The organism is Halorubrum laminariae (genome assembly GCF_024494655.1).
Taxonomy (GTDB): Archaea; Halobacteriota; Halobacteria; order Halobacteriales; family Haloferacaceae; genus Halorubrum; species Halorubrum laminariae.
The window spans coordinates 544789-567837 of sequence record NZ_JANHDL010000002.1 but is presented as its reverse complement, the minus strand read 5'-3'; the positions used below and the strand labels follow the sequence as shown (position 1 = coordinate 567837).

Below are 23049 nucleotides of genomic sequence, written 5' to 3'. Positions count from 1 at the left end.
CCGCTCGGGTCGTCGGTATGGACGACGACCTCATTGACGAGGGGGACAGCCCCCGATCTCGGTACACGCGACTGCCCGGTAAAGGCTTCTTCTACCCGGACTCACTCGACGAAGAGCGCGCCGAGCGGCGGGCAAAGGAGGCGATAGAGGGCAGCGAGGCGGTTGTGATCGCCGACGGCGACGCCGACGGACTCGCCTGCGCGGCGATGATCCGCGAAGCGTACGACGCCACGCTCGACGTGGCGGACTTCGAGGCGGCCATCGAAGCCCGACTGGAGGACGGAGACGACGCCGAAGGAGCGGTCGACGAGGAGGCAGACGACGCGGCGGCCGGCGATGTGGAGGCGGCCAGCGGCGAGACGGACGACGCGGGGGACGGCGCAGACGACGGGAGAGACGACGAGGACGACCCCACAGCCGACGCCCACGCCGAGTCGTCGGTCGGCCTCGTCGCGGCCGGCCCCTACTCGATCGACACGTCGCTGGAGCGCGTGCTCGCGTACGCCGACGACGGGATCGATCTGTACGTGTGCGACCTGTGTCCGGACGACTACGAGTGGATCGCAGAGCCCTTGGAGGCGCTCGCGGCAGAGACAGTCGACTCGATCCGCTGGTTCGACCACCATCAGTGGGACCCGGAGACAGCTGAGTCCGTACGGGATCTCGGCGTCGACCTCGTCGTCGGCGAGTCCGACGAGGAGTGCACTGCCGACGTGGCCCTGCGCTCGCTCGACCACGAGTTCGACGACCGGTGGTCGGAGCTCGCGGCCGTGACCCGCGACCACGACCTCTGGATCAAAGAGGACCCGAGATCGGACGACCTGGCCGACTACTCCTACTGGGCCGGCAGCGAGGAGTACGCGACGGTCGTGGGCGCGTACGGGGCCGACCTCCCCGAGACCGTCCGGGCGTTCGTCGACGAGCGCCGCGTCGAGAAGGAGGCGCGGATCGACGCCGCCGTCGATCGCGCGGTCACCCACGAGGTCGGCGATTGGACCGTCGCGGTGACGTACGGTCGGTGCTCGCAGAACGAGGTCGCGGAGACGCTCCGGGAGGAGGGCGCGGACGCGGCCGTGATCGTCAAGCCCGCCGGCTCCGCGTCGATCCGCGGGAGCGAGGACTTCCGGCACGCCCACGAAGTCGCCGGGAAGGTGAACGGCGGGGGCCACCCGCAGGCGGCCGGCTGCAAGCCAGACATCTACGACGACATGCTCGATTACGCCCAGCACTGGACCACCGAGGGGCAGGCCTGCAAGCGCGTGATCCTCGCGGCATTCGAGGCGGTCGCCGAGGAGGTCGCCGAATCGGCCGACGTCGCGGACGAATCGGACGGCGCAGACGAAACGGACGGCGACGCCGAGTAGCCGTCGTCTCTGCGCAGTCGCCGCGCAGTCACCGGCTCCGCGTAGTCGCCGACCGCGACACCGAGTGCCGACCGCGACACCGAGCGCCGACTGCAGTACGGAACCGTAGCTTGATACCCTTCCCAAGTCCTCGTGTAGCCAATGGCCGACATTCTCGTCGCCGGCGAGACCCTCGTCGATCTGCTCCCCGACCCGGGTGAGACTCTCTCCGATATCGACGGTTTCAGCCACCGTCCCGGTGGTGCGCCCGCCAACGTCGCCGTCGGACTCTCCCGGCTCGGTGCCGGGCCGGCGTTCTGGACTCGGCTCGGAGCCGATCCGTTCGGGAAGTTCCTCGGCGAGACGCTCGACGGCGAATCGATCGACGACTCGCACGTCGAGCGCGTCGAGGGGAACACGACGCTCGCGGTGGTCTCGCCGCCGGGCGTCGACGACCGCCGATTCCGGTTTTACGGCTCCCGAGACGTAACCTTCGGCTTCGATCCCGACGCGATACCGACCGACGCGCTGAACGACTGCTCGTGGGTCCACCTCGGCGGCGTCGCCCTGACGCATCCGGACGGCCGCGCGGCCATGCGGAGGCTGGCCGCGGCCGCCAGCGACCGCGACTGTACCGTCTCGTTCGATGTCAACTATCGCCCGGATCTGGTGGCCGACGGCGATCGCGAGACGGTCCGAGCGGTCCTCGCCGACAGCGACGTGGCGTTCGCGAGCGACGAGGATGTCGAGGCGGCGGGACTCTCCTCCCGTGAGGGAGCGGCGCTTGGACGCGACCTGCTGGAGTTCGGCCCTCACACGGTCGTCGTCACGCTCGGCGCGTCGGGCGCGCTCGCCGTCGGGTCGGCGGACGCACCGTGGGGCGACGGGACGGCCAGCCACGACGGGTTCTCCGTCGACGCCGTCGACGCGACGGGCGCGGGTGATGCGTTCACCGCGGGGCTGATCGCCCGGCTCGCCGCGGGCGCGACCGATCTCGACGCCGCGCTCGCGTTCGCCAACGCGACCGCCGCGCTCTCGGTGCAGGACCGCGGGGGCATGACGGCGCTCCCGACGCGGGGGGCCGTCGAGGCGTTCCGCGAGGGACGACGATAGGTCGCCTACCGCGGTGGACGGTCGTTTTTGTACCGGTCGGGGAGGTACGGCGTCGCCGCCGCGGGCACGAGTGAGATGACGTATGCGGCCAGTTCGGCAAGGTGGCGGCGGAGCGCGGTGTACGTGACGGCGACGGCCAACGTCGCGACCACGGTCAGACGCAGCGGACCGTCGAGCAGGACAAGCAGCGGCAGCGACAGTCCGACGGAGAGCGCCAAGTCCTCGACTGCGCCGTCGTACCTGACCCCCCGACGCGGCGCGACCCACCGCTTCCGGTAGTGGTCGTACACCGCGCGGTCCGAGGTACCCTCCCACGGGCGGAGCTCCAGTCCGCCGCCGTACATGTCGGCGACGCTGTGAACCGCCGCGCCCAGCAGGAACAGCGCGAGCGCGACGGTGACCGCGGACGGGGACAACACGGCCGCGACGAGGGCGATCCCCGAGACGGCGGTGTAGTAGACGGGGTAGTGAAGCGACTTCCGATGGCCGACGTACATGTCCAGATCCGGAAACAGCCCGCCGAGAAAGCCCGCGACGAACCCGACCGTCGCGAACTCCGGGGCCACGCGGACCAGAGGCGCGGCGAGCAGCATCCCGCCGAGCACGTGGGTCGGAAGCATCATACTGTCCGTATCAAAGCAACGGAAATATAAGAACGTATCGCCGGGCGGGGAGCGGGTCGGGGCGTCCCCGTGTCACGAAACGGACCGCCGCCGCGGTCGCGGCGCGCTTATGTCGCTCGGCGCGCGTGAACGGGTATGCTCATGACGCCGGGACCGACCGCGGTCCCCGAGCCCGTCCGCGACGCGATGAGTCGAGAGCTTATCAACCCCGACGTCGACCCGGCGTTCGACGCGGTCTACGCCGACCTCGTCGATCGATTGGAGCGGGTGTACGGTGTCGGCGACGACGGCGTGACCGCCTCCCGCGACATCGCCGTCCTCGGCGGCGAGGGAATTCTGGGGTTGGAGACCACCATCGCCTCGTTGGTCGAGCCCGGGACGGAGGTGTTGTGTCTCTCGAACGGGCTCTACGGCGACGGGTTCGCCGACTTCGTCGAGTCGTACGGCGGCGAGGCGACGCTCGTCTCGGCCGGCTACGACGAGCCGCTTCCGATCGACGACTTCGACGCCGCCCTCGACGGAGACCACGCGTTCGACCTCGCGACGATGGTCCACTGCGAGACGCCGACGGGGACGCTCAACGACCTCGATCCGGTGCTCGACCACCTCGCGGCGGCGGACAGAGAGATCCTCACCGTCGTCGACGCCGTCTCCTCGCTCGGCGGCGTCCCCGTGCCGACCGACCGGATCGACCTCTGTCTTGGAGCCTCCCAGAAGTGTTTCAGCGCGCCGCCGGGGCTCGCGACCGCCGCGATCAGCGACCGCGCGTGGGCGGCGATGGAGGCGCGCGCCCCCGACTCGCTGTACACGAACTTCCTCCCGTGGCGCGACACGAGCGAGGGGTTCCCGTACACGCACCTCACCACGAACGTCGTCGCGCTCGACGAGGCGCTCTCGCTGCTGCTCGACGAAGGACTCGACACCGTGTACGCGCGCCACGAGGCGGCCGGGGACCACTGTCGCGAGCGGGGTGCGGAGTTGGGCCTCGATCCGTACCCCGACCCGGAACGCAGTTCGCCGACCGTGACGGCGTTTCACGTCCCCGGACGCGCCGCCGACCTCCAGCGAGCGCTCCGCGAGGACCACGACGTGACCGTCGCGACCGGACTCGCCGACCTCGCCGACGACATCCTGCGGATCGGTCACATGGGACACAGTGCACGAGTCGACCGCGTCGACGAGGCGATGGACGCGCTCGCGGCGGTGCTCGACGGATAAGTCGTCACTCGTCGCGGTTGTCGACACGCTCGTCAGCGCTCGTCGACGTGTCTGACTTCGCTCGCGACGCCGCGCGTCGAGTCGACCATCTCCGGCCCGGACATCTCGGCGCGGCCGACCGCGAACGCCTTCGGCCCCTCGATGACGACCTCGTCGCCGACGCGGATGTCATCGTCCGCGTCGACGACGCCGGGCGCGAGCACGGAGCCGTGCGGGACGAACGCGTCGATCTCGACCCGCTTCGTCGGCGCGTCGCTCGCGGCCCAGCGGCGCGCGCCGGCGAGGGTAAACGAGAGAGTGCCGTACTGCGGGACCATCGTCGCGAGCTGCTCGCCCGGCTCGCCCTCGCGGCCGGCGTCGGGATCCGACCCCCACACCTGGAGCTTGGGGTAGCGACCCGTCGTTCGAATTCCGGGACCGAACACCTCGTCGCCCGCGCCGTCGCCGAACAGGTAGTCGGCGATCGCCCGGACCGTGTTGTGCTCGCGCTCGCGCTTGCTGTAGGCGGGTTCGCCCTGCAGGGCGGCGTTCAACTCCCCGAGCGACTCGTCCGTCGTCGGGTGGTCGACGCAGGTGTACTCGAAGGGAACGTCGACCGCGGGGTCGCGCTCGACGCGCTCGCAGATCTCGCGATAGCCGTGATCGGGGACGTGCGCGATCACCCGCGAGTAGTCGTTGCGGGCGAGGTATCGCCGAAGCACCTCCGCGACGAACTCGATCTCGTCTGCGGACCAGTCGCCGGTGACGACCGCGTCGTAGTGCTGTGCGGGATAGGTGGTCTCCAGCTCTTGGGGCACCACGCCGATCGGCGAGGTCATCGAGACGGTGTGGCCGCGCCACTTCACCGCGTCGTGGAACTGGCGGTGGCTCTGGGAGTCGCTGTACGGCTTCGTGGCCGAGCAGGGAACCAACACGAGCGGCTGGTCGGAAAATCGGTTCCGGTAGCGGCTGGTGACGCGGTCGGCGAACCGCTGTATCTCGACGCGGTCGAGCGTCTCCGCACTCGCGGCCGTCACCTCCGCGTCGCGCATCAGCGGCGTCCGCTCTTCGAGGTACGTCCACTGGTCGTCGAACTCCCGGAACGCCGCCGTGAGCCACTGCTCATGACGGGCCTGTCCCTCGATGTAGTCGCGGAGCCGCCCCGACCGGATCCGCTCGCGGACCCGGCGGAGTTCGGCCCGGAGTGCGTTCGCGTTGTGGTCGGCGCAGTCGGCACGGGTGAACGCCTCGCGCGGCCCCGCGCAGGCCGGACAGGCGCAGGGCAGCTCGTCGAGGTCCTCCAGAAAGTGCTCGGCGTCGGCGGTGAGGTACATCCCCTGTGTCCCCTTCGTTCGCGCGAGCGCGGCGTCGACGAGGTCGACGCCGGCGTACGCGAGGAGCGCGACGTTTCGGGGGGTCGCGACGCCCGAGAGGCCGAGGGCGGTGTCGGCAGGCAGCGCCGACTTTGCATGAACGATCGCGTCTCGGAACGCCTCGCCGTGGCCGACGAACCCGTTCGCGTCCGCTAGCAGGTATGCGTCGACGCCGAGGTCACGGGCGCTCTCGCTGTCGACGACTGCGGCCGCCGGGAAGTCGACATCCGGGTGGTCCACCGCGAACGACTCGCGGACCTCCTCGCGGGTGCCCGCCGGGAATGCCCGATGCGGCAAGAGGGTGAGCGCGTCGTCGTCGCCGTCGGGAACCTCCCGCTCGGCGGCCCAGAGGCTGCCCGCGTCCGCGAGAAACGGGTCCGTGAGCGCCGGCGTCGTCACCGGCTCGGCGAGCCGTAGCTCCCCGAGACGCGCCGCGCCGTCGCGCTCGTGGACCTCGAAATGCTCGGTCATACGCCTCCTCGCGCGGGGACGGTCAACTCTCTTGCGTTCCAGTTCGATCCTTCCGGTCGCGAAGGTGCTCACTCTCGTGCGCTCGCACGCTCTATCATCACGCAGACGTAACGCTCGGCGTTGTCGGCGGAACCGTTAGGCCGATCCCGTCCGAAGCAGCCCCATGGAGATCACCGGCCCGTGGGATCGGACTCGCGTTGACGAGTTCCTGACCGACGCCCGGGTGCCGGTTCGGATCGGCTGTCGGACGCGGAGCGACGCTCCGTGGATCGTCTCGCTGTGGTTCGCGTGGGACGGCGCGATCCACTGTGCGACGAGCGCGAACGCCGACCTCGTCGACTTTCTCGAACACGACGCCCACGTCTCCTTCGAGGTATCGACGAACGATCCGCCGTACAAGGGCGTCAGAGGTCGTGGACACGCCACGGTCGCACCCGACGACGAGAAAGAACTGCTCTCCACCCTTCTCGTCCGGTATCTCGACGGCGTCGACAACCCCGTCGGCGACCGGCTCCTCCGACCGGAGCGCGAGGAGGTGAAGGTTCGGATCGACCCGGAGCGGCTCCACACGTGGGACTACAGCGACCGCATGCCGGCGAGTGACGACTGACCGGTCTCGTCGCCGTCTCGATCGCCGCCGGACTACTGTCCGAGCGTCTGCAGGTTCTCGACTGCGATCCCGTCGGGGACGCGCCGAAGCGCCTCGGCACACCAGTCGTCGTGGCCGAGGGTGATCGCCGCCTCGGGGGCGGCGTCGGCGAGGCTCGCGACGCCGTCCGCGGCCGCGGCCTGCGCCGCGTCGTCGACCCGGTCGGGGACCTCCGCGGTGAGCGGATACGTCTCCGAGAGTGCCCGCGGAAACGGACCGAACGGCGGCTTCACGCGCCAGACGGCGTCGTAGTCGTGCGAGGAGGGCGCGTTCGATTCCGTGAGTAGCAGTCGGTCCGGGACCGCCAGCCGCGAGAGTCGGTCGTGGTGTCGACGGACCTCGGGGCGTCGCGCCGCCTCGTGGGAGGTGTAAAAGAACGCGTCCTTCGAGACCGGATCCGTCCGCTCCAACTCGTCGGCGTGGTCGAGCAGCGCGCGGTACCCGTCGAGCATGGCGGGGTGACCGCGGGCGCGCCGGTCGACGAGTTCGAGGAGGTTTCCCGACCGGATCGCCGCCTTCACGCGACGGATCTCCTCGAAGGTGACGTGGAGGTTGTGCTCGGCGAGCAGCCGCTCGGTCTCGTCGTCGTCGTGCTCGCGGACGGCCTCGGGCGTGTGCTCCGCACAGACCGGACACGAACACGGGAAGTACGTCATCTCCGCGAGGTGTTCGGTCCCCGAGACGGTGAGGTATCGCCCGTCGCGGGCCATCAGGGCGTAGGCGGCCGAGTCGAACAGGTCGCAGCCGGCCGCCACCGCGAGCGCGAACATCATCGGGTGGCCCGCGCCGAACAGGTGGACCGGCGCGTCGGGGGCGAGCCCGCGCTTCGCCGCCCGGACCTGTTCGACCACGTCCGCGTACCGGTAGGCGTTGAGCATGGGCACCATCGCCCCGACGGGGAAGACGTCGAGATCGGTCCCGGACGCGTGCCGTCCCGCGGCCTTCCGTAGCTCCGGGAACGTCGACCCCTGCACCGGCGCGTTCACAAGCATCTCGCCGGTGTCTGCGGTCTCGGCGTCCGCGAGCGCCTGTTTCGTCGTTTCAAGCTCGCGCTCCGCGCGCTCGCGGTCGACATCCGGCGGCGTGGGCACGTCGACGGGGGTCGCCACGTCGCTGCCGATCCGCCGCTGGAAGTCGAGGATCTCCGCGGTGGTCACGTCGATGTCGCCGTACTCGGCGAGCTGGAACGACCCGGAGTCGGTCATGATCGCGCCGTCGAACCCGAGGAAGTCGTGCAGTCCCTCCTCCAGCACGCGGTCGCGGATCCGGTCCGTGCTCCGGATGATGTAGGAGTTCGTGATCAGCATCTCCGCGCCGAACTCCTCGCGGAGCCGTCGCGGCTCGATCGTGAGCACGTTCGGGTTGACGACGGGCAAAAGCGCCGGCGTCTCGACCGTGACGCCCGCGCTCGGGACCGACAGCCGGCCGATCCGCCCGGCCGCGTCGTGGTCCCGAATCTCGAAGTGATCGCGCATATCCGGTGTGCGAGGAGCCGAGCGGTAAGGGTTGCGTTCGGGGCTGTCGGCGGTCGCGGTCGGGACCGCTGACGGTCGCGGTCTGCTCCCGGATGCTCCCTACAGTCCCGTCGGGTGCGAGACGTACGCCGTCTCCAGTCCCCACTCCTCCGCGAGCGACTGCAGCGAACGCACGCCGAACGTCTCGGTCGCGTAGTGGCCCCCGAGGAAGACCGTGATCCCGGCCTCGCGCGCCTCGTGGTACACCTTCCCTTTCCCCTCGCCGGTGATCAGCGCATCTGCGTCCGCCTCGGCCGCCTCGTCGAGCCAGTCGGCACCCGACCCCGTGACGACCGCGACCCGCTCGATCTCGTCGGGACCGGCGTCGACGACCCGCGTCGGCGCGTCCTCGTCGTCGGGTTGGCCCTCGAACCCGTCGAGCGCCTCGCGGAGGGCCGCCGTCGTCCGCGGTCGCGCCGTCTCCCCGATCGTGCCGATCGTGACCGGGCCGAGCGTCCCGAACGGCTCGCGGGCGGCGAGTCCGATCGCGTCTGCGACGCCGGCGGCGTTGCCGAGGTCCGGATGGCCGTCGAGCGGGAGGTGCGAGACGTACAGCGCGATGTCGTTTTCGACGAGCGCCGCGATCCGGTCGTACGTCACGCCCGTGGCGCGCTCGATTCCGCCCCACGAGATCCCGTGGTGGACGACCAGGGCGTCCGCGTCCGCTTCGGCCGCGGCCTCGATCGTCGCCCCGGCGGCGTCGACCGCGAACGCGACGCGCTCGATCTCGGCGTCGTCCGGGCCGACCTGCAGGCCGTTCGCGCTGGCGTCGACGTCGGTGTAGGCGGCGGTGTCGAGCCGGTCGTCGAGGCGTCGCGCGTACTCGGAGAGATCCATACGCGTCGATACGCCGGCCGCGACCTAAAGATCCGGGACTCGGCCGTCGCGGCCGGCGGGAAACGTACAGGTGCGTCCGGCCCCGATCGTGGATCGATGGACGCTCGAATCGCGGCGACGCTGCGCGAGGATCCGACGATGGCAACGCTGCTCGACCGGCACGGCCGGCTGACCGTCGATCCCGCGCCGGACGAGTTCGCCCGCCTGTGCACGTCGATCGTGAACCAGCAGCTCTCGACCGCCTCGGCGTCGGCCATCCACGAACGGTTCCGCGATGCGCTCGACGGCGAGGTGACCCCGGATCGCGTGCTCGCGGCCGACGCGGATCGCCTCCGCGAGACCGGCCTCAGCGGGACCAAAGTCGAGTACCTGCGGTCGGCGGCGCGGGCGTTTCGCGACGGGGAGTGCGACTTCACGCGCGATGGGCTCGCCAACGCCGCCGACGACGAGGTCGTCGACGCTCTCACTGCGATCCGCGGGGTCGGCGAGTGGACCGCGCAGATGTACCTGATATTCGCGCTCGGCCGCGAGGACGTGCTGCCGCTCGGCGACCTCGCGGTCCGAAAGGGGATCGCGCAGGTGTACGCCGACGGCGACGACCTCGGCCGCGCGGCGATGCGCGAGATTGCGGCGGCGTGGCGGCCCTACCGGAGCTACGGAACCAGATACATCTGGGCGGAATACGAGTCGTGAGCGGGGCGGGCCGCCGCGAGTAATGCGATCGACGCGGCGTTCTCAGGGCGCGTCGTCCGGCTCCGCGCGCGCCGACCGCCAGCTCTCGAACGCCGCGCTCGCGGGGTGGTAGTCGGGTTCGACGCCCGGCGGCTCCGGCGCGACGAGGTCGCCCTCTGCGTCCGCCGGCAGCCGCTTCTCGTACCAGACGCCGGCGGGACCGCGGAACAGGTCGGTACACACGAGGAACCGACGGTGCCACTCGCGGAGCCGCGCAGCCGTCTCCTCGTCGCCGCGGGCGGCGGCGCGCTCGGTCAGCGCCGCGGCCGCGCCGATACCCTCTGCGAGCGCCCAGCCGTACCGGTCTTCGACGAGCGGCGAGCCGTCCGCCCGGTGAGTGTAAACGAATCCGTTTTCCGCCCAGCCGCGGTCGACGGCGGCGTCGAACAGGTCGAGCGCGCGCCCGTACCATCCGCCCTCGGTGCCGTCTCCGTCGGCGTCGCCGGCGTCGTCGATGGCACCGCCGGCGTCGCCCTCGACCGCGCCTCGTTCGAGCGCGTCCGGGTCGGTCGCGTCGTACCGATCGAGCAGCGCGAGGAACTTCGCCCACTCGGCGTGGTGGCCCGGCTGGTAGCCCGGCGGGCGGAACTGGTGTCGCGGCTCGTCCGCGTTGTACTCGAAGTCGTGGTCCCAGTCGGTCGTGTAGTGTTCCCACAACAGCCCGTTGGTGTCGGCCGCCAGATCGACGGTGATCGCCTCGGCGATGTGGCGCGCCCGGTCCAGATACGTCGCCTCGTCCGTGGCCTCGTAGGCCGCAATGTACGCCTCACAGGCGTGCATGTTGGCGTTCTGGCCGCGGTACGGTTCCAGCTCGGTCCAGTCGGCGTCGCAGTCGCTCCGGAGGAGACCCGCCTCGTCGCGGAACCGATCCTCAACGAGCGCGTGCGTTTCCGCGAGCCCCTCGCGCGCGTCGTCGATTCCGGCGGCGGTCGCGCGAGCGTACGCCAGCAGCACGAACGCGTGGCCGTACGCCGACCGCGTCCGGTCGACAGGGGTACCGTCGGCCTCGACGACGAGGTGGAACCCGCCGTCGTCGCTCTCGTGTGCCTCCGTGAGGAACGTCAGCCCGTGGTCTGCGGCCTCGACGCACCAGTCGGGACCGTCGGCGAGCGCCCCGGCCGCGAAGTTCGCGATCGACCGACAGGTGGCGACGAGGTGGCGGTGGTCGCCGGTGTAGTAGTCGCCGGTCTCGGGGTGAAGGAGCCGGTACCCGCGCGCCGCGAGCGCGTCAGGGTACTGGACGCGAAGCGTCGCGAGCAGCCGCGCGCGACTCGTCCGGGCGCGGCGCTCGGCGGCGGTCCGTGTCGCGGTCATACCGCCCCGTCGTTGCCCTGTCGGCGCGCCGCCGACAGCAGGTCGGCCACCGGCTCCGTGTACTCGTAGCCGGGAATGACGCCTTGGACGTAGGTTCCCTCGACGAAGTCGACGAGCGCCTTGGCGTCGTCGACGCCCCGTGCCGCGTTCCCGTCGCGTAGCTCGAAGATGACGGTGATCGCGTCGTCGTCGATCACGATCTGCGGGTCGAACTCGCCGTTCGCGCGCGTGACGCCGCCGACGTCGACGACGCGGCGCTCGAACGTCTCGGCCCAGCCGTCCTCGACCACGTCGGCGACCGCGTCGGCCGTCACGGCGGAGAGCGTCGGCACAGTGACGGTCACCGAGAACCGGATCTCGTCTGTCCCCCTTGACTCGGCACCCACCACGGCGTCGAACGCGGTCGTCGCGACGCGCCAGCCGTCGCCGTCGGGATCGAACGCGCCGTGGTCGGCGAACGCCCGGCGGGCCCGCTCCGGGAGTTCGTCGTCGTCGGTTACTGTCATACGAGACGAGAGGCGAGCCGCGAGTAAAAACGCGTTGTGTCGTGCTCAGGGCGCGCGAGCGACGACAGCGAACGTCTCCGTGCGCGTCGACGCGCTCTCGACCGCGAAGCCCCCCGCCTCCAGCATCTCGACCGCGTCGCTCGCGGCGTACCGCTCGTCGACCGGCGGCCCGTCGTCGCCGTCGCCGTCGGCCGTCCAGTCGAAGATCGCGAGCCGGGCGTCGGGACGGAGCACGCGCACGAGTTCGTCGATCGACGCGGGCGTCGCGAACTCGTGGAAGGTCATCGTCGAGAACGCACCGTCGAGGTCGTCGTCGTCGAACGGGAGGTCGCCCACGTCGCTCGCGATCAGTTCGACGTTCTCCGGGACGCCCTTCTCGCGGTAGAGGTCGTGCATCTCGGCCTGCACGTCGATCCCGTAGACGGTCCCGACGTGCGGGGCGACGTCGTCAGTGTAAAACCCGGTGCCGCTTCCCAGATCCGCGACTGCGTCGTCACCGGCGGGAGCGAGCCCGCCGATCACTTCCTCGGCCGACACCCAGCGGTAGCGAACGCCGGGACGTTCCAGCCGGTCGGCCCGCTCGACATCGAACGTGTGGAAACCCATGGTTGGTCTTGTGCGTCGAGTGCTAAAACGCGTCCGATCGAGCGGGGAACCGGCCGGCGGGCTGACGCGGGTCAGTCGCTCACCACCCCGCGTCGAGCGCCTCGACGAGCCGGTCGACCTCCGACTCCGAACAGACGGCGTGGACCGACGCCCGGATCGCGTCCGGATACGGCAGCGACCGGATGACGATGTCCTCCTCCGCGAGGCGCTCGACTGTCGCCTCGGGGTCGTCGACGTCTATCGTGACGAGCCCGGTTTCGTAGGCGCGGGGGCTCAGCAGTCGGTCGTCGGGCACGCCGTCTTTCAGCCGGTCGGTGAGCGACTCGATCCGCGCTTCGATCGCATCGAGCCCCACCGCGTCGATCGCGTCGAGCGCCTCGACGAGCCCGGCGTGTGCGGCCGCCGTCGTCGTTCCGACCTCGAACCGCTTCGCGCCGTCCGCGTACTCGATCTCGTCGGCGCTCGGGTCGGCGACGCTGCGGTATCCCACCGCGCGCGGCGCGAGGTCGGCCGCGGCGTCGCGGTCGACGTAGAGGAACCCCGCACCCCACGGGCCCAGCACCCACTTGTGTCCGGCCGCGGCGACCGCGTCGGCCCCCCACGCCGACACGTCCATCGGGACGTGCCCGGGCGACTGCACCGCGTCGACGAGGGTGAACGCGCCCGCCTCGTCGGCGATGCCGACGAGGTCGGCGACGGGGAGTCGGGTTCCGTGGGTCCACGTGATCGCGCTGAAGCAGACGAGCCGCGCGTCGGCGACCGCCTCGGCGTACGCCTCGCGGTCGACCCGGCCGTTCTTGGTCTCGACGACGCGGACCTCAACGCCCTCGCGTTCGAGCCGCTTCCACGGGAGGACGCCGGCGGGATGCTCCAGATCGGTCCGGACGACCACGTCGCCCGGATCCCAGTCGATCGCGCCGGCGATCCGCGTGATCCCGTCGGTCGTGCTCTCCGTTAGCGCGATCTCGTCTGGCTCGGCTCCGACGAACTCGGCGATCCGCTCGCGGACCGCGTCGTACGTCCCGAAGGCGTGCTCGTACGGGTCGGTCGCGCCCGACCCGAACTCGTGGTCCTCGATGGACGACGCGGCGGCCTCGACGACGTAGCGTGGGCTGGGGCCATGCGCGCCGAAGTTGAAGTACGCCGCGTCCGAAAGCGCCGGCACGTCCGCACGGAGTTCGCGCGGCGTCATGTCCTCGATCTCGGTCTGGGCTCGCGACATTCAGGCGACGTGGTCGGTGACCGCGTCGATCAGTGCCGACTCGCTCTGTGCGCCGACCATCCGGTTCGCCAACTCGCCGCCAGCGAAGACGAGCAGCGTCGGAATTCCCTGCACGCCGTACTCGCCGGCGAGATCTTGGTGCTGGTCCACGTCGACCTTCACGACCGCGGCGTCGGTGTCCGCCGCGACCGCCTCCACGGCAGGCTCCATCATCTGACACGGTCCGCACCAGTCGGCGTAGAAGTCGACGAGGAGGGTGTCGTGTTCGGCCACGAGGTCGTCGAAGTCGGCGGCATCATCCAGCTGTATCGGGTCCGTGGGAACGGATTCGGTAGAACTCATCGCTATACAGTAGGCTCCCTGAAGGGATAATAGCTTTGGACACATCGTACAATACACCGTGTTCAAATACCGGCCGACAGTTCGCCGGTGATCACTCGTTGCTGGCGCTCATCCGTCGCTGGCGCTCATCCGTCGCCAGCGTCGAGATCGGTTCGTTCGAGGGGCGTCGCCGGAAACAGCGAGTTGACATCGACGTCCGGGTCGACGAGCCGGTAGCGGTCCCCGTCGCGCTCGGCGACGCCGGCGGTCGCAATGTGGTCGAGGTGTGCGAACGCCTCACCCGGCCCGTGGAGGATGTGGATCTCGTTGAGCGCGCCGAACAGCTCCGCCGACACCTCCCACGGGGTGGCCGGCCCGAGGTCGTCGAGCACGTCCATCACCCGTCGCGTCCGCGTTCGGTGATGATCGAGGATCGCCGCCGCCCGGACCGCGGGCTCGTCGATCCGGTCGCGGTGGCCCGGGTACGCGACGGCGAAGTCGCGCTCGATCACCCGGACGAGGCTCCGGGCGTACGCGGCCAGCGGCTCGTCGAGCCGAACGTCCGCCCCGCCGACGTTCGGCGTGTACGTCGGGAGGACGGCGTCGCCGGCGAACAGCCCCTCGGCGGCGGAGTCGGTCGTCCCCGCCTCGACCGCTTCGCCCGCCTCGGTCGTCTCGGCCGCCGCTGCGGCTTCGTCCGCCTCGGCCACGTCGAACGCGAACCCGGTGAGCCCGGCCGTGTGCCCCGGGAGGTGGACGGCTTCGAGATCCACGCCCCCGACCGTGAGTTCGTCGCCGTCGGACAGCTCAGTCACGTCGGCCGGCGACCCCGACAGATCCACGCTCACCGACGCGAAAAACTCCGTCAGCTCCGCGCGGGCGTCGTCAGGGAGCCCCCACGCTTCGAACGTCTTCCGCTGGAGGTCGGGGTCCGCCATCAGCGGCGGCACGCTCCCGTCGACGAGGGGCGCGTCGGCCGCGTGGACGAACACGTCCGCCCCACTCGCCGCCTGTATCTCGCCACCGAGCCCGGCGTGGTCTGGATGCCAGTGCGTCACCACCACGTCGTCGATATCGCCGAACGCGACCCCGTGATCGGCGAGCCCGGACCGCAGTTCGTCGCGGACATGGGGAAACGCGACGCCCGTGTCGACGAGCCCGGTCGTCGGCCCGTCGAGCAGATAGACGTTGTTCGCGCCCTCGAAGACCGTGTTGCCGAGCTGGATCCGGTTCACGGGGGATCCTCAGACGGCGGCCCGTTTGAGTATTTCCACAGCGGATCCACGAACGGGTACGCTCCGAATATATGAATTTTTTCTGGTATTATTGTACTATCCTAATATTTCATATAGTTTTGGCGGTCTATTTTCGACCGACGATCGTGGAGTCAGGTTCGGCTCGACGCGTCGTCTTCAGCGTGACGGCACCGGTTCGACGGGGACTTCTACTCGAAGAGCGGTGGATCGAACAGGGACTCGATATCGATATCCGCCGGTGCCGATAGCGCCGCGAGCAGCGCCATCCGCGCCTTGTGCGCGTCGAGATCGCCGCCGAGGACTGCCCCCATCTCAACGAGCGCTGCCGCGCCACCGTGGCCGCCGTACACCGGTGCCGTCGCGCCGTCCGTGCAGCGGCTCGTGACGACGACCCGGACGCCCTCGCCGATCGCGGTCTCGATGGCATCGGCGACGTCGGGCGGCACGTTTCCCATCCCGGACGCGTCGACCACGACCCCATCGACACCGCGATCGACGGCGTCTCGGAGCCCGTCGCCCCCGATACCGATCGAGGTCGTTACCACCTCGACGCTGGCGGTGAGTTCGCTCTGCGGCAGCCGCGGCGACAGGCTCTCCGGGCGGCGGTAGAACCACAGCCCCTCGGGGGTCCGTTCGGCCACGAGCCCGTAGTGGCCCGAGTCGTACGCGCCGGGGTTGCTCGCGTGTCGCTTCCTGACGGCCCGCGCGGCGTGGAGCCGGTCGTTGAAGAACACGTATGCCCCGGTCTCGACGGTCGCGTGCGTCGCCGCCTCGAACGCCCCGACGAGATTTGCGGGGCCGTCGGGGCTCGGGTCCGTCGCCGTTCGCTGCGAGCCCGTCAGAACGACCGACGTGTCCGAGCCGACGACGAGGTCGAGGTAGTAGGCGGTCTCGGCCATCGTGTCAGTCCCGTGGAGCACGACGACGCCGTCGGCGGTCGCTGCGGCGCGCTCGACCGTTTCCGCGATCGCGACGATGTCGCTCGTCGAAAGCGCCGTGCTGGGCCGCTGTGCAACCTGCGTGACGGTCGCGTCGAACCGATCGGACAGCTGCGGGACCGCCTCGATCAGCTCGTGGCCCGACCGGCTCGGTGACACGCCGCGTTCGCCGTCGGTTCCCGCGATGGTCCCGCCAGTAGCGATGACGTGAACGGATGGCATGTGTGGTGATTTCATCTATTCCGAAGCCGGTTCATAACAGCTCCGGTCGCACGAGTTTGGAAGCGGAGCGCCACGCCGGATTGGCAGCGGATCGCCGCACGGGTTCGGCAGCGGATCGCCGCGCCGAATCACCCACCGAAGGACACGAACACGAACACGAGCGCGAGGTACGCGGCGACGACGGTGAGCGCGATCAGAGGGAGCGACGTGAGGTAGTCGTAGCTCCCCTCGACGCGCTCGGCGTCGTCACCGATCGCGTCGGCGGTCGGCATCACTTCCGGGAGCCCCTTCCGGTTGGCGTCGAACTTGTTCAGACCGATCACGGCGACCGCGACCAACACGACGGACAGCGGGAGGAGCACGAACGCGGACGTGATCCCGACGGCGTACAAAAGCAGCGCGACAACCGTCACGCCCGCGGCCGTCATGGCGAACGGGATCTGCGTGTTCACGTGGTCGACGTGATCGGACCCGGCGAAGATCGACGACATGACCGTCGTGTCGCTGATCGGCGAGACGTGGTCGCCCCAGATCGCACCGCCGAAGAGCACCCCCATCAACACGGGGAGCACGGACGGCCCGACCAGCTCGTAGCCGAGCGGGATCGCGAGCGGCGTCAAGATAGCCATCGTTCCCCACGAGGTACCGGTGGTAAACGCGATGAACATCGCGGCGACGAACACGATGAGCGGCAACAGCGAGCCCGGCACCCCGCTGCCGACCATCATATCCACGATGTACTGCGCGGTGCCGACCTGCTCCGCCGCGTGCCCGATGCTCCACGCGAGCACGATGATCGCGGCGGCGATCATCATCGTCTTGAAGCCGTCGATGACCGTGTCGCTCGCCTGCTCGATGTCCATCGTTCCGAGCCCGAGCGCGCCGATCATTCCGACCGCCAAGAAGGCGAAGGAACCGTACAGGAGTCCGAGCGCGACATCGGTCTCTTGGAACGCCGTCGCGATATCGACGCCCGGCTGATGCCCGCCGCCGAGCCACCACATCGACACGAGCCCGACCACGAGAAGCGAGAGGATCGGGGCAAAGAAGTTCACGAGAGACGGGTTCTTCTCGCTCGGCTCGCCGACATCAGTTGAAACATCAGACAGCGGCGTCGCGTCGTCTCGAATGGTTTGGCCCGTTGAGCGCGACCGCCACTCGGCGTCGAGCATCGGCCCGTAGAAGCGCTGCGTGAGCGAGATGAAGCCGACCATGAAGAAGGCGAGGAAGCAGTAGATGTTCCACGGGATGCTCTGTAAGAAGAGCCCGAACGCCGTGATCCCGAGTTCGTCGGCACTGAATCGAGCGGCCTCGAACCCAACAATTATCATGGAGACTTGGTACCCGATCCAGTTCGAGACCGGGCCGAACGTCGTGACCGGCGAGGTGGTGGAGTCGAGCACGTACGCGTGCATCTCGCGAGAGCTTCGGTTCTCCTCGCTCAGGTCGCGGGTCGCGTTGCCGGTCACGATCGTGCTCGTGTACGAGTCGAAGAAGATGAACACGCCGATGACCCACGTCAACACCTGCGAGTCGCGGGCGGTGTTCACCCGGTGACCGATCCAGTTTTCGAGCGCGAGGATTCCCCCCGACTTGTAGATGAACGCCGCGCCGGCCCCCATGAACATGATGAGGATGAGGAACTTCGTGTCGAACGGCGACCGTACCACCTCCACGAGCCAGTCCATCGACAGCGCCGTCGCCGCGATCGGGTTCAGGTCGGCGACCAGTAGCGCGCCGACCCAGACGCCCGCGAACAGCGAGACGAGCACCTGCCGGGTGTACATTGCGAGGGCGATAGCGAGCAGCGGCGGCGCTAACGCTAGCGCCGCAAACGGGAGCGCTTGGTATGTCATACGCACCCTACCTGTAGCGAGGCGATACTTAATTGTTTTCACGTCCGCCGAAATCGAAGCGATCGTTCGGTCGAAACGGCGGCGCGTTTCCCGCCATCACGCACTCGCTTGGGACAATTCACCGCCGTTCGTCGAAGTTGGTGGGTCAGTGATACGGTTCGGCCTCGCCTCACACGAGGTCCTGTGAGGCGAGTTCTGCTTCGAACTCCGGGACCACGCGATCGAGGATGTCCGGAAACTCTCCATGCAGGTCCGTGTCCTCGATTCGGTACGCCGGTCCGGACACGGTGAACCCGCCGATCCCGTCTCCGGAGGGGTCCTCGGCGACCACGCCGGCGACGCGCTTTCCCGGGATCGACTCCTCGTCGTTGACGGCGTACCCGCGGTCGCGGACCTCGGCCAGCTCCGCTTCGAGCGCGTCCCGACTGATGATCGCTCGGTCGGTGACGGCCGGCAGCCCCCACCGGTCGACGACGGCGTCGACGCGAGCGTCGGGGAGCCGCGCGAGAATGGCCTTCCCTATCGCGGTCGTGTGCATGTACTCGTAGTTCTCGATCCGGCTGCTCGGCTGGGCCGACGGCCCGACCGAGTCGAAGAGCGTGACGATCCGACCATTTTCCTCGACGCCGAAGTCGGACTCCTCGTTCGCCTGATCGGCGATTTCGACGACGTACTTGCCCGCCAGCTCGTGGACCTTCTCGCGGTTTCTGACGAACATCCCGATGTCGTAGAACCGGCCACCGAGCCGGTACTCCGCGCCGTCGGCGACCACGTACCCGTGCTTCCCGAGCGTGTGGAGGTGCTTGTACACCGTACTCCGCGAGAGGTCGAGCGTCGACGCGAGTTCGTCGGGCGTCATCTCACCCTCCTCTCGCATCGTCTCGATCACGTGGAGCGACGTTTCGGTCGTCCGCAGCAGTTGGCTATCCTCGTTCATGCGCTCCGTCCCGACCGACGGTACATAAATCCACGTATCGTAGAATATCTGTCGAGAGGGGAGGAGACGGTAGCGTGTCTCTCACATCACTCGAATTCGTCGTGCCGACAGCTGTGAGATATAGCGATCGGCTAGACCGGGTCCCAAAGCCTCAAAAGCACCGAATTCCGGCGATAGTTGCTGATTCTACCGCCGATACTCTATGCAAGCCGGAGATTGGTATTACACGCATATATTTGTAATTCTCACTGGGCTGACGGCAGTGTGCGGATCGCCGACGAGACGGACGGATCGTGTAGATCGGCCTCGACCGATCCAATTCTTCCCGAATACGTGGAATATTGACTCATCGTATCCGTGATACTCTGGGCGAGTCACCTGTCACCACCAGTTCACAGAATCTCTCCGGTCCATTAGAAGGACATAACTATCAATTTCAAATGTATAATTGATATTTTATAATATTGCGTGTGAAAACGGTACTACGGCGATAGTGATCCGACCAGTGTTCGTTCGACGTGTCCGCGGTCAGGATCGTCCGATGCCGCGAGAACCGTCATTCGTTTATAAACGGAGGTACACTATCGGGCATGAGCGAGACCGTCGACGCCGATCTCTACGCGCGGACGAAGGCCCTGCTTGAACCGGGCGACATCGACCTCGTCGGCTGTATCGTCCACACGTCTCTCGGCGGCGAGGAGGACTTGGAGATGCACGAACTGACGGTCGCGGCGAACAACGTTATCGCCGAACACGCCGACAAGGGCGAGGCGTACATCGAGGCCGGCAACGACGACACCGGCTTCTCGTCGAACCAGTTCCAAGGTCTGACCCTCGACGACGAGGCGTTCGTCTGGGAGTGTCAGCAGCTGCTCCGAGACGGGACCTTCGACATCGTGTTCTACTACGAGGCGGGCGTCGATCAGGCGGCGCTCGCGGACGACCTGACCGCGCTGGATGGCGTCGACCGCGTGACCCAAGTTCCGTGAGCGCGTCTCGATTGCGACTTCCCACTCGACTGCGGCTCTCCACTACTCACGCGTGACTGACACCGTTCTGATCTCCGGCGGCCGCGACGTGCGCGCCAGCCTCGACGCCGGCGCGACCGACGGGACGCGATCGAACGGGGTCGTCGTCGCCTGTCCGCCACACCCTCAGCATCGCGGCCACCGCGGCGACGAGCGACTGGCAGCCGTGAGCGACGCCGTGGCCGAATACGGGATCGACTGCCTTCGGTTCGATTACGGCGACTGGGACGAGGGGTACGGCGAGAGCACGGACGCGGACCGGGCCGTGGAGTGGGCGGCCGAGCGCTACGACCGCGTCGGCCTGTTCGGCTTCTCGTTCGGGGCGACGATCGCTCTCGTGACGGCCGCCGCGCATCCTGAACTGGCAGGCGTCTGCGCGCTCGCGCCGACCGCGCGCTTGAATCCCGACGTCGACGCCGTGGCCGCGCTCTTCGACCTCGTGGACCGCGGCGTGCCCGTTCGGATCTGGTACGCGACGCGCGACTCGACGGCCGACTGGGAGCCGGTGGTCGAGCGGGCTGAGGAGTTAGGAATAGAGACGGTCGAGTTCGAGTCCGACCACTTCTTCGTGGGACGCGCCGAGGAGGTCGGGGAGGCGGCGGCGGCGTTTTTCGGACCGCGACTAAACGGGACGGCGTGAACCGGGTTCGTTGTAGCCGCGCCAGTGCCGTCCGCATTCCTTACAAGAGTGTGGCTCCGCGGGTGTTGCCTATAATGCCTGAAAATAGATTATGCTGAACACTATCGTCATATCATCGATAGCGATAAAATCCGATGACCTCTCAAACAAAGCCTCAATCCGGATTGCATTCGAAGAGGTGGGCGTCATTCTGGCTCTGAAATTCCTCTGAACTCGAATCGGACTCCACCAGTATCACTCGTTTCGATAGTAACGTTCCAGCCGTGTGCCATTGCGATTTGTTTGATACTCACCATCCCAAATCCAGTGCCGTCTTCTTTCGTCGTGAATCCGGGCTTGAACACGTCATCACGGTTGTTCTCGGGGATACCTGGTCCATCGTCTTCGTAATAGAAGCCGTCAGAGAGCGTCCCGACACGCATTCCAGTATCCGTGCCGGCATGTTCAACGGTATTCTTTACGAGATTATCGGCTAACCTGACTAGGGCCTGTTCATCTGCCAAAATTGATTTCGAGTCAAGGATGTCAAGCAACTCCGGTTGCGTTTCGAACGCGTCCCACGATCGGAAGACATCGTTGAGTTCCACCGACTCAATGTCACCAACCAGATCTCCTTGCTGCATCACGTTCGCCAAGTCTTCAACAAGGGCCTCCAGACGATCAGCTGCCTCCAGCGCATCATCCAATTGTTCAGTCTTATAGTGATTCTTTGCGAGTTCAATGTTTCCCTGAATGACGGAGAGTGGCGTCTTCAAATCATGCGATAGGACGTTTCCAAATTCCCCGAGCCAGTCGAGTTGTCCTTCGATTTTAGTGGTATACGCTCGGCGGTCGGTGATCTCACGCTGAAATCCAACAAAGTTCGTTACGTCCCCCATCTCATCTTTGATCGGGAATATCTCAAGGAAATTCCAGAATGGTTCTCCATCAGCACGGTAGTTGCGAATTTCCGTTGATATCGACGTACCCTCATCAACTGCATTTCGAATCGTATCGACTGTATCTGGGGCCGTCTCTTCACCTTGCAAAAACCGGCAGTTCTGCCCCAATACCTCTTCTTCTTCGTAGCCAGTCAGCTCCTCGAATCCTCTGTTCAAGTAAATAATTGGGTTGTCTTCCTGAGTGGCATCAGTGATAACAACCCCGAGACCAGCTGCATCAAGGGCTTGATTCTTCAGTGCGAGATCTGCTTCAAGTTCGTCGTTCTTATCGAGTTCTTGAACAATACAGACGTGACCACCGCTGTTCATTTGTGTGAGGACCAGCCTCTCAGGCACAGGGGTACCCTGCTTTGTCACCCCGGTCGAAACACCACTCCACGAACCGGTTGTTTCGAGTTCGGGGAGGATATCTTCGTGAAACCGTTTCGTCTCTTCCGGCGGGTACAGCATATCCCAATGTTCCCCGATTAAGTCAGAACGGTCTTGATTGTACACCTGCGCGTAGGCGTCGTTCATATACTGATAGACGCCGTCCTCGTCGATGATACCGATGCCCTCTTCAGCAGATTCAATCGCTAGAAAGCCACGCTGAACTTGGGTCTCTGCCCAGTGCTTTTCGACGAGATTCTCTATCTTGTTTGCCAAAACCGGATACTCCTCGGGGCCTCCTTTCTGGAGATATTCGTCGACACCTGCGGTAATAGCTTGGCTGGCGATTTCTTCGCTTCCCTTGCCAGTAAAAAGTACGAACGGAATTTCGATCCCCTCTTCACGAAGTGTACTGAGTAGCTCCAAGCCATCTAGCCCCGGCATATCGAAATCGCTCACGATACAGTCGTACTTCTCCCCGACGAGTTCGTCGAGAACGGCTTCCGGATCAGTGAGCGTCGTGGTTTCGATATTGTCAACCTCACGTTCTAGGAACGCCGACGACATGTCGACCAACGCTTCGTCGTCATCAACGAGAAGAACCGACATACGCTGATCATCGATATTGAATGGGGCAATTTCACCCAACGGGGATGTTGCCATAGAAGATTCATATTGTTGAAGAAGCATAAATGAACCCGAAATAGTAGTCAGACCAGAAGATCCGCCACAGTTGACATCCTCCCACGCCTGAAGTCGCGGAAATTTCACGGCACCGCACCGCTGAGTTGGGATCTTACTACGGCTGCCTTCGTCCTCGCGCCTGCCCCTTTGACTCCCCCCGACCGCCCCGCAGCCTCACGCCGCCCCAGCCTCGCTACTCGCGCCTTATAAAGGCGATCGCGGCGTCCCTCGCGGGCTCCTCGCGGCACCGCATGGTTAATTAAATATTTCGTCGAGGGCGGTGGTCTGCAACATCCACTCCCACAGTCATTGACCTCCTCCCGCGCCTGAAGACGGGGGTATGCGCTCGCACTATAT

20 protein-coding genes and 2 pseudogenes are annotated in these 23049 nt (G+C 67.1%); 7 read left to right on the top strand and 15 right to left on the bottom strand.

The window, feature by feature from the left end; genetic code table 11:
• Positions 1 to 17: 17 nt before the first annotated feature.
• Both NO887_RS06015 and NO887_RS06010 read left to right on the top strand, forming a co-directional pair.
• On the top strand, positions 18 to 1364 hold the full coding sequence (locus NO887_RS06015) for a DHH family phosphoesterase (RefSeq protein ID WP_256417553.1): 1347 nt from the start codon (positions 18 to 20) through the stop codon (positions 1362 to 1364).
• 141 nt (positions 1365 to 1505) lie between these two features.
• Positions 1506 to 2456: a carbohydrate kinase family protein gene (locus NO887_RS06010; RefSeq protein WP_256417552.1), complete on the top strand. Its 951-nt coding sequence runs from the start codon at positions 1506 to 1508 to the stop codon at positions 2454 to 2456.
• Between the two features lie 5 nt (positions 2457 to 2461).
• Here NO887_RS06010 and NO887_RS06005 read toward each other — a convergent pair whose 3' ends face one another.
• Positions 2462 to 3079, bottom strand: coding sequence for a metal-dependent hydrolase (locus tag NO887_RS06005; RefSeq protein ID WP_256417551.1), 618 nt, complete (start codon positions 3077 to 3079; stop codon positions 2462 to 2464).
• A gap of 135 nt (positions 3080 to 3214) precedes the next feature.
• Here NO887_RS06005 and NO887_RS06000 point away from each other — a divergent pair, with 135 nt between their 5' ends.
• Positions 3215 to 4297 (top strand): pyridoxal-phosphate-dependent aminotransferase family protein, encoded by a 1083-nt coding sequence (locus NO887_RS06000; RefSeq protein WP_256417550.1) that lies wholly within the window; start codon positions 3215 to 3217, stop codon positions 4295 to 4297.
• A 32-nt stretch (positions 4298 to 4329) separates the two neighbouring features.
• Here NO887_RS06000 and arcS read toward each other — a convergent pair whose 3' ends face one another.
• Complete coding sequence (gene arcS, locus NO887_RS05995; RefSeq protein ID WP_256417549.1) at positions 4330 to 6120, bottom strand: archaeosine synthase subunit alpha; 1791 nt, start codon at positions 6118 to 6120, stop codon at positions 4330 to 4332.
• A gap of 163 nt (positions 6121 to 6283) precedes the next feature.
• Between arcS and NO887_RS05990 the strand changes: the two genes are divergently transcribed.
• Entirely contained in the window at positions 6284 to 6730 is a 447-nt protein-coding gene (locus NO887_RS05990) for a pyridoxamine 5'-phosphate oxidase family protein (protein ID WP_256417548.1), read from the top strand.
• Between the two features lie 32 nt (positions 6731 to 6762).
• Here the strand turns inward: NO887_RS05990 and tgtA are convergent, their stop codons facing one another.
• A complete protein-coding gene (gene tgtA, locus NO887_RS05985) occupies positions 6763 to 8244 on the bottom strand; it encodes a tRNA guanosine(15) transglycosylase TgtA (protein ID WP_256417547.1) in 1482 nt (493 codons plus the stop codon).
• A 99-nt stretch (positions 8245 to 8343) separates the two neighbouring features.
• Complete coding sequence (locus NO887_RS05980; protein ID WP_256417546.1) at positions 8344 to 9120, bottom strand: Nif3-like dinuclear metal center hexameric protein; 777 nt, start codon at positions 9118 to 9120, stop codon at positions 8344 to 8346.
• A gap of 96 nt (positions 9121 to 9216) precedes the next feature.
• Between NO887_RS05980 and NO887_RS05975 the strand changes: the two genes are divergently transcribed.
• The gene (locus NO887_RS05975; protein WP_256417545.1) at positions 9217 to 9813 is read left to right on the top strand and encodes a DNA-3-methyladenine glycosylase family protein; all 597 of its coding nucleotides are present in this window, start codon (positions 9217 to 9219) and stop codon (positions 9811 to 9813) included.
• A gap of 42 nt (positions 9814 to 9855) precedes the next feature.
• Here NO887_RS05975 and NO887_RS05970 read toward each other — a convergent pair whose 3' ends face one another.
• The 9 genes from NO887_RS05970 to NO887_RS05930 all read right to left on the bottom strand — a co-directional run bounded on the left by NO887_RS05970 (position 9856) and on the right by NO887_RS05930 (position 19030).
• Positions 9856 to 11166: an AGE family epimerase/isomerase gene (locus NO887_RS05970; protein WP_256417544.1), complete on the bottom strand. Its 1311-nt coding sequence runs from the start codon at positions 11164 to 11166 to the stop codon at positions 9856 to 9858.
• Positions 11163 to 11672: a DUF5813 family protein gene (locus NO887_RS05965; RefSeq protein WP_256417543.1), complete on the bottom strand. Its 510-nt coding sequence runs from the start codon at positions 11670 to 11672 to the stop codon at positions 11163 to 11165. The genes NO887_RS05970 and NO887_RS05965 overlap by 4 nt, the downstream gene beginning before the upstream one ends.
• Positions 11673 to 11717: 45 nt before the next feature.
• Positions 11718 to 12278: a class I SAM-dependent methyltransferase gene (locus tag NO887_RS05960; RefSeq protein WP_256417542.1), complete on the bottom strand. Its 561-nt coding sequence runs from the start codon at positions 12276 to 12278 to the stop codon at positions 11718 to 11720.
• A 79-nt stretch (positions 12279 to 12357) separates the two neighbouring features.
• Positions 12358 to 13500: an aminotransferase class V-fold PLP-dependent enzyme gene (locus NO887_RS05955; protein ID WP_256417541.1), complete on the bottom strand. Its 1143-nt coding sequence runs from the start codon at positions 13498 to 13500 to the stop codon at positions 12358 to 12360.
• Positions 13501 to 13842, bottom strand: coding sequence for a thioredoxin (gene trxA, locus NO887_RS05950; protein WP_256417540.1), 342 nt, complete (start codon positions 13840 to 13842; stop codon positions 13501 to 13503).
• Positions 13843 to 13967: 125 nt separating this feature from the next.
• Positions 13968 to 15056 carry an MBL fold metallo-hydrolase gene (locus tag NO887_RS05945; RefSeq protein ID WP_256417539.1) on the bottom strand — a complete coding sequence of 363 codons (1089 nt, stop codon included), beginning with the start codon at positions 15054 to 15056 and terminating at the stop codon, positions 13968 to 13970.
• A 209-nt stretch (positions 15057 to 15265) separates the two neighbouring features.
• Positions 15266 to 16237 carry an asparaginase gene (locus NO887_RS05940; protein WP_256417538.1) on the bottom strand — a complete coding sequence of 324 codons (972 nt, stop codon included), beginning with the start codon at positions 16235 to 16237 and terminating at the stop codon, positions 15266 to 15268.
• Between the two features lie 128 nt (positions 16238 to 16365).
• Positions 16366 to 18093 carry a Na+/H+ antiporter NhaC family protein gene (locus NO887_RS05935; protein ID WP_256417537.1) on the bottom strand — a complete coding sequence of 576 codons (1728 nt, stop codon included), beginning with the start codon at positions 18091 to 18093 and terminating at the stop codon, positions 16366 to 16368.
• A gap of 169 nt (positions 18094 to 18262) precedes the next feature.
• A complete protein-coding gene (locus NO887_RS05930; RefSeq protein WP_256417536.1) occupies positions 18263 to 19030 on the bottom strand; it encodes an IclR family transcriptional regulator in 768 nt (255 codons plus the stop codon).
• A 590-nt stretch (positions 19031 to 19620) separates the two neighbouring features.
• Here NO887_RS05930 and NO887_RS05925 point away from each other — a divergent pair.
• Together NO887_RS05925 and NO887_RS05920 are read left to right on the top strand one after the other, a co-directional pair.
• Entirely contained in the window at positions 19621 to 20019 is a 399-nt protein-coding gene (locus NO887_RS05925) for a DUF5778 family protein (RefSeq protein ID WP_256417535.1), read from the top strand.
• A gap of 52 nt (positions 20020 to 20071) precedes the next feature.
• Positions 20072 to 20698 (top strand): CocE/NonD family hydrolase, encoded by a 627-nt coding sequence (locus NO887_RS05920; RefSeq protein ID WP_256417534.1) that lies wholly within the window; start codon positions 20072 to 20074, stop codon positions 20696 to 20698.
• Between the two features lie 185 nt (positions 20699 to 20883).
• Here NO887_RS05920 and NO887_RS05915 read toward each other — a convergent pair.
• Positions 20884 to 21471, bottom strand: a pseudogene (locus NO887_RS05915) (sensor histidine kinase); the annotation flags it as partial.
• 54 nt (positions 21472 to 21525) lie between these two features.
• Positions 21526 to 22671 (bottom strand): annotated as a pseudogene (locus NO887_RS05910) (PAS domain-containing protein); the annotation flags it as partial.
• Positions 22672 to 23049: the final 378 nt, after the last annotated feature.

Excerpts from the sequence above, each read along its gene's own strand:
- tgtA (WP_256417547.1), bottom strand. The coding sequence starts at position 8,244 with ATGCGCGATCACTTCGAGATTCGGGACCACGACGCGGCCGGGCGGATC.
- NO887_RS06010 (WP_256417552.1), top strand. The coding sequence starts at position 1,506 with ATGGCCGACATTCTCGTCGCCGGCGAGACCCTCGTCGATCTGCTCCCC.
- NO887_RS05990 (WP_256417548.1), top strand. The coding sequence starts at position 6,284 with ATGGAGATCACCGGCCCGTGGGATCGGACTCGCGTTGACGAGTTCCTG.
- NO887_RS06000 (WP_256417550.1), top strand. The coding sequence starts at position 3,215 with ATGCTCATGACGCCGGGACCGACCGCGGTCCCCGAGCCCGTCCGCGAC.
- NO887_RS05965 (WP_256417543.1), bottom strand. The coding sequence starts at position 11,672 with ATGACAGTAACCGACGACGACGAACTCCCGGAGCGGGCCCGCCGGGCG.
- NO887_RS05930 (WP_256417536.1), bottom strand. The coding sequence starts at position 19,030 with ATGAACGAGGATAGCCAACTGCTGCGGACGACCGAAACGTCGCTCCAC.
- arcS (WP_256417549.1), bottom strand. The coding sequence starts at position 6,120 with ATGACCGAGCATTTCGAGGTCCACGAGCGCGACGGCGCGGCGCGTCTC.
- NO887_RS05940 (WP_256417538.1), bottom strand. The coding sequence starts at position 16,237 with ATGCCATCCGTTCACGTCATCGCTACTGGCGGGACCATCGCGGGAACC.
- NO887_RS05935 (WP_256417537.1), bottom strand. The coding sequence starts at position 18,093 with ATGACATACCAAGCGCTCCCGTTTGCGGCGCTAGCGTTAGCGCCGCCG.
- NO887_RS05955 (WP_256417541.1), bottom strand. The coding sequence starts at position 13,500 with ATGTCGCGAGCCCAGACCGAGATCGAGGACATGACGCCGCGCGAACTC.
- NO887_RS05975 (WP_256417545.1), top strand. The coding sequence starts at position 9,217 with ATGGACGCTCGAATCGCGGCGACGCTGCGCGAGGATCCGACGATGGCA.
- NO887_RS06015 (WP_256417553.1), top strand. The coding sequence starts at position 18 with ATGGACGACGACCTCATTGACGAGGGGGACAGCCCCCGATCTCGGTAC.
- NO887_RS06005 (WP_256417551.1), bottom strand. The coding sequence starts at position 3,079 with ATGATGCTTCCGACCCACGTGCTCGGCGGGATGCTGCTCGCCGCGCCT.
- NO887_RS05970 (WP_256417544.1), bottom strand. The coding sequence starts at position 11,166 with ATGACCGCGACACGGACCGCCGCCGAGCGCCGCGCCCGGACGAGTCGC.
- NO887_RS05925 (WP_256417535.1), top strand. The coding sequence starts at position 19,621 with ATGAGCGAGACCGTCGACGCCGATCTCTACGCGCGGACGAAGGCCCTG.
- trxA (WP_256417540.1), bottom strand. The coding sequence starts at position 13,842 with ATGAGTTCTACCGAATCCGTTCCCACGGACCCGATACAGCTGGATGAT.
- NO887_RS05960 (WP_256417542.1), bottom strand. The coding sequence starts at position 12,278 with ATGGGTTTCCACACGTTCGATGTCGAGCGGGCCGACCGGCTGGAACGT.
- NO887_RS05980 (WP_256417546.1), bottom strand. The coding sequence starts at position 9,120 with ATGGATCTCTCCGAGTACGCGCGACGCCTCGACGACCGGCTCGACACC.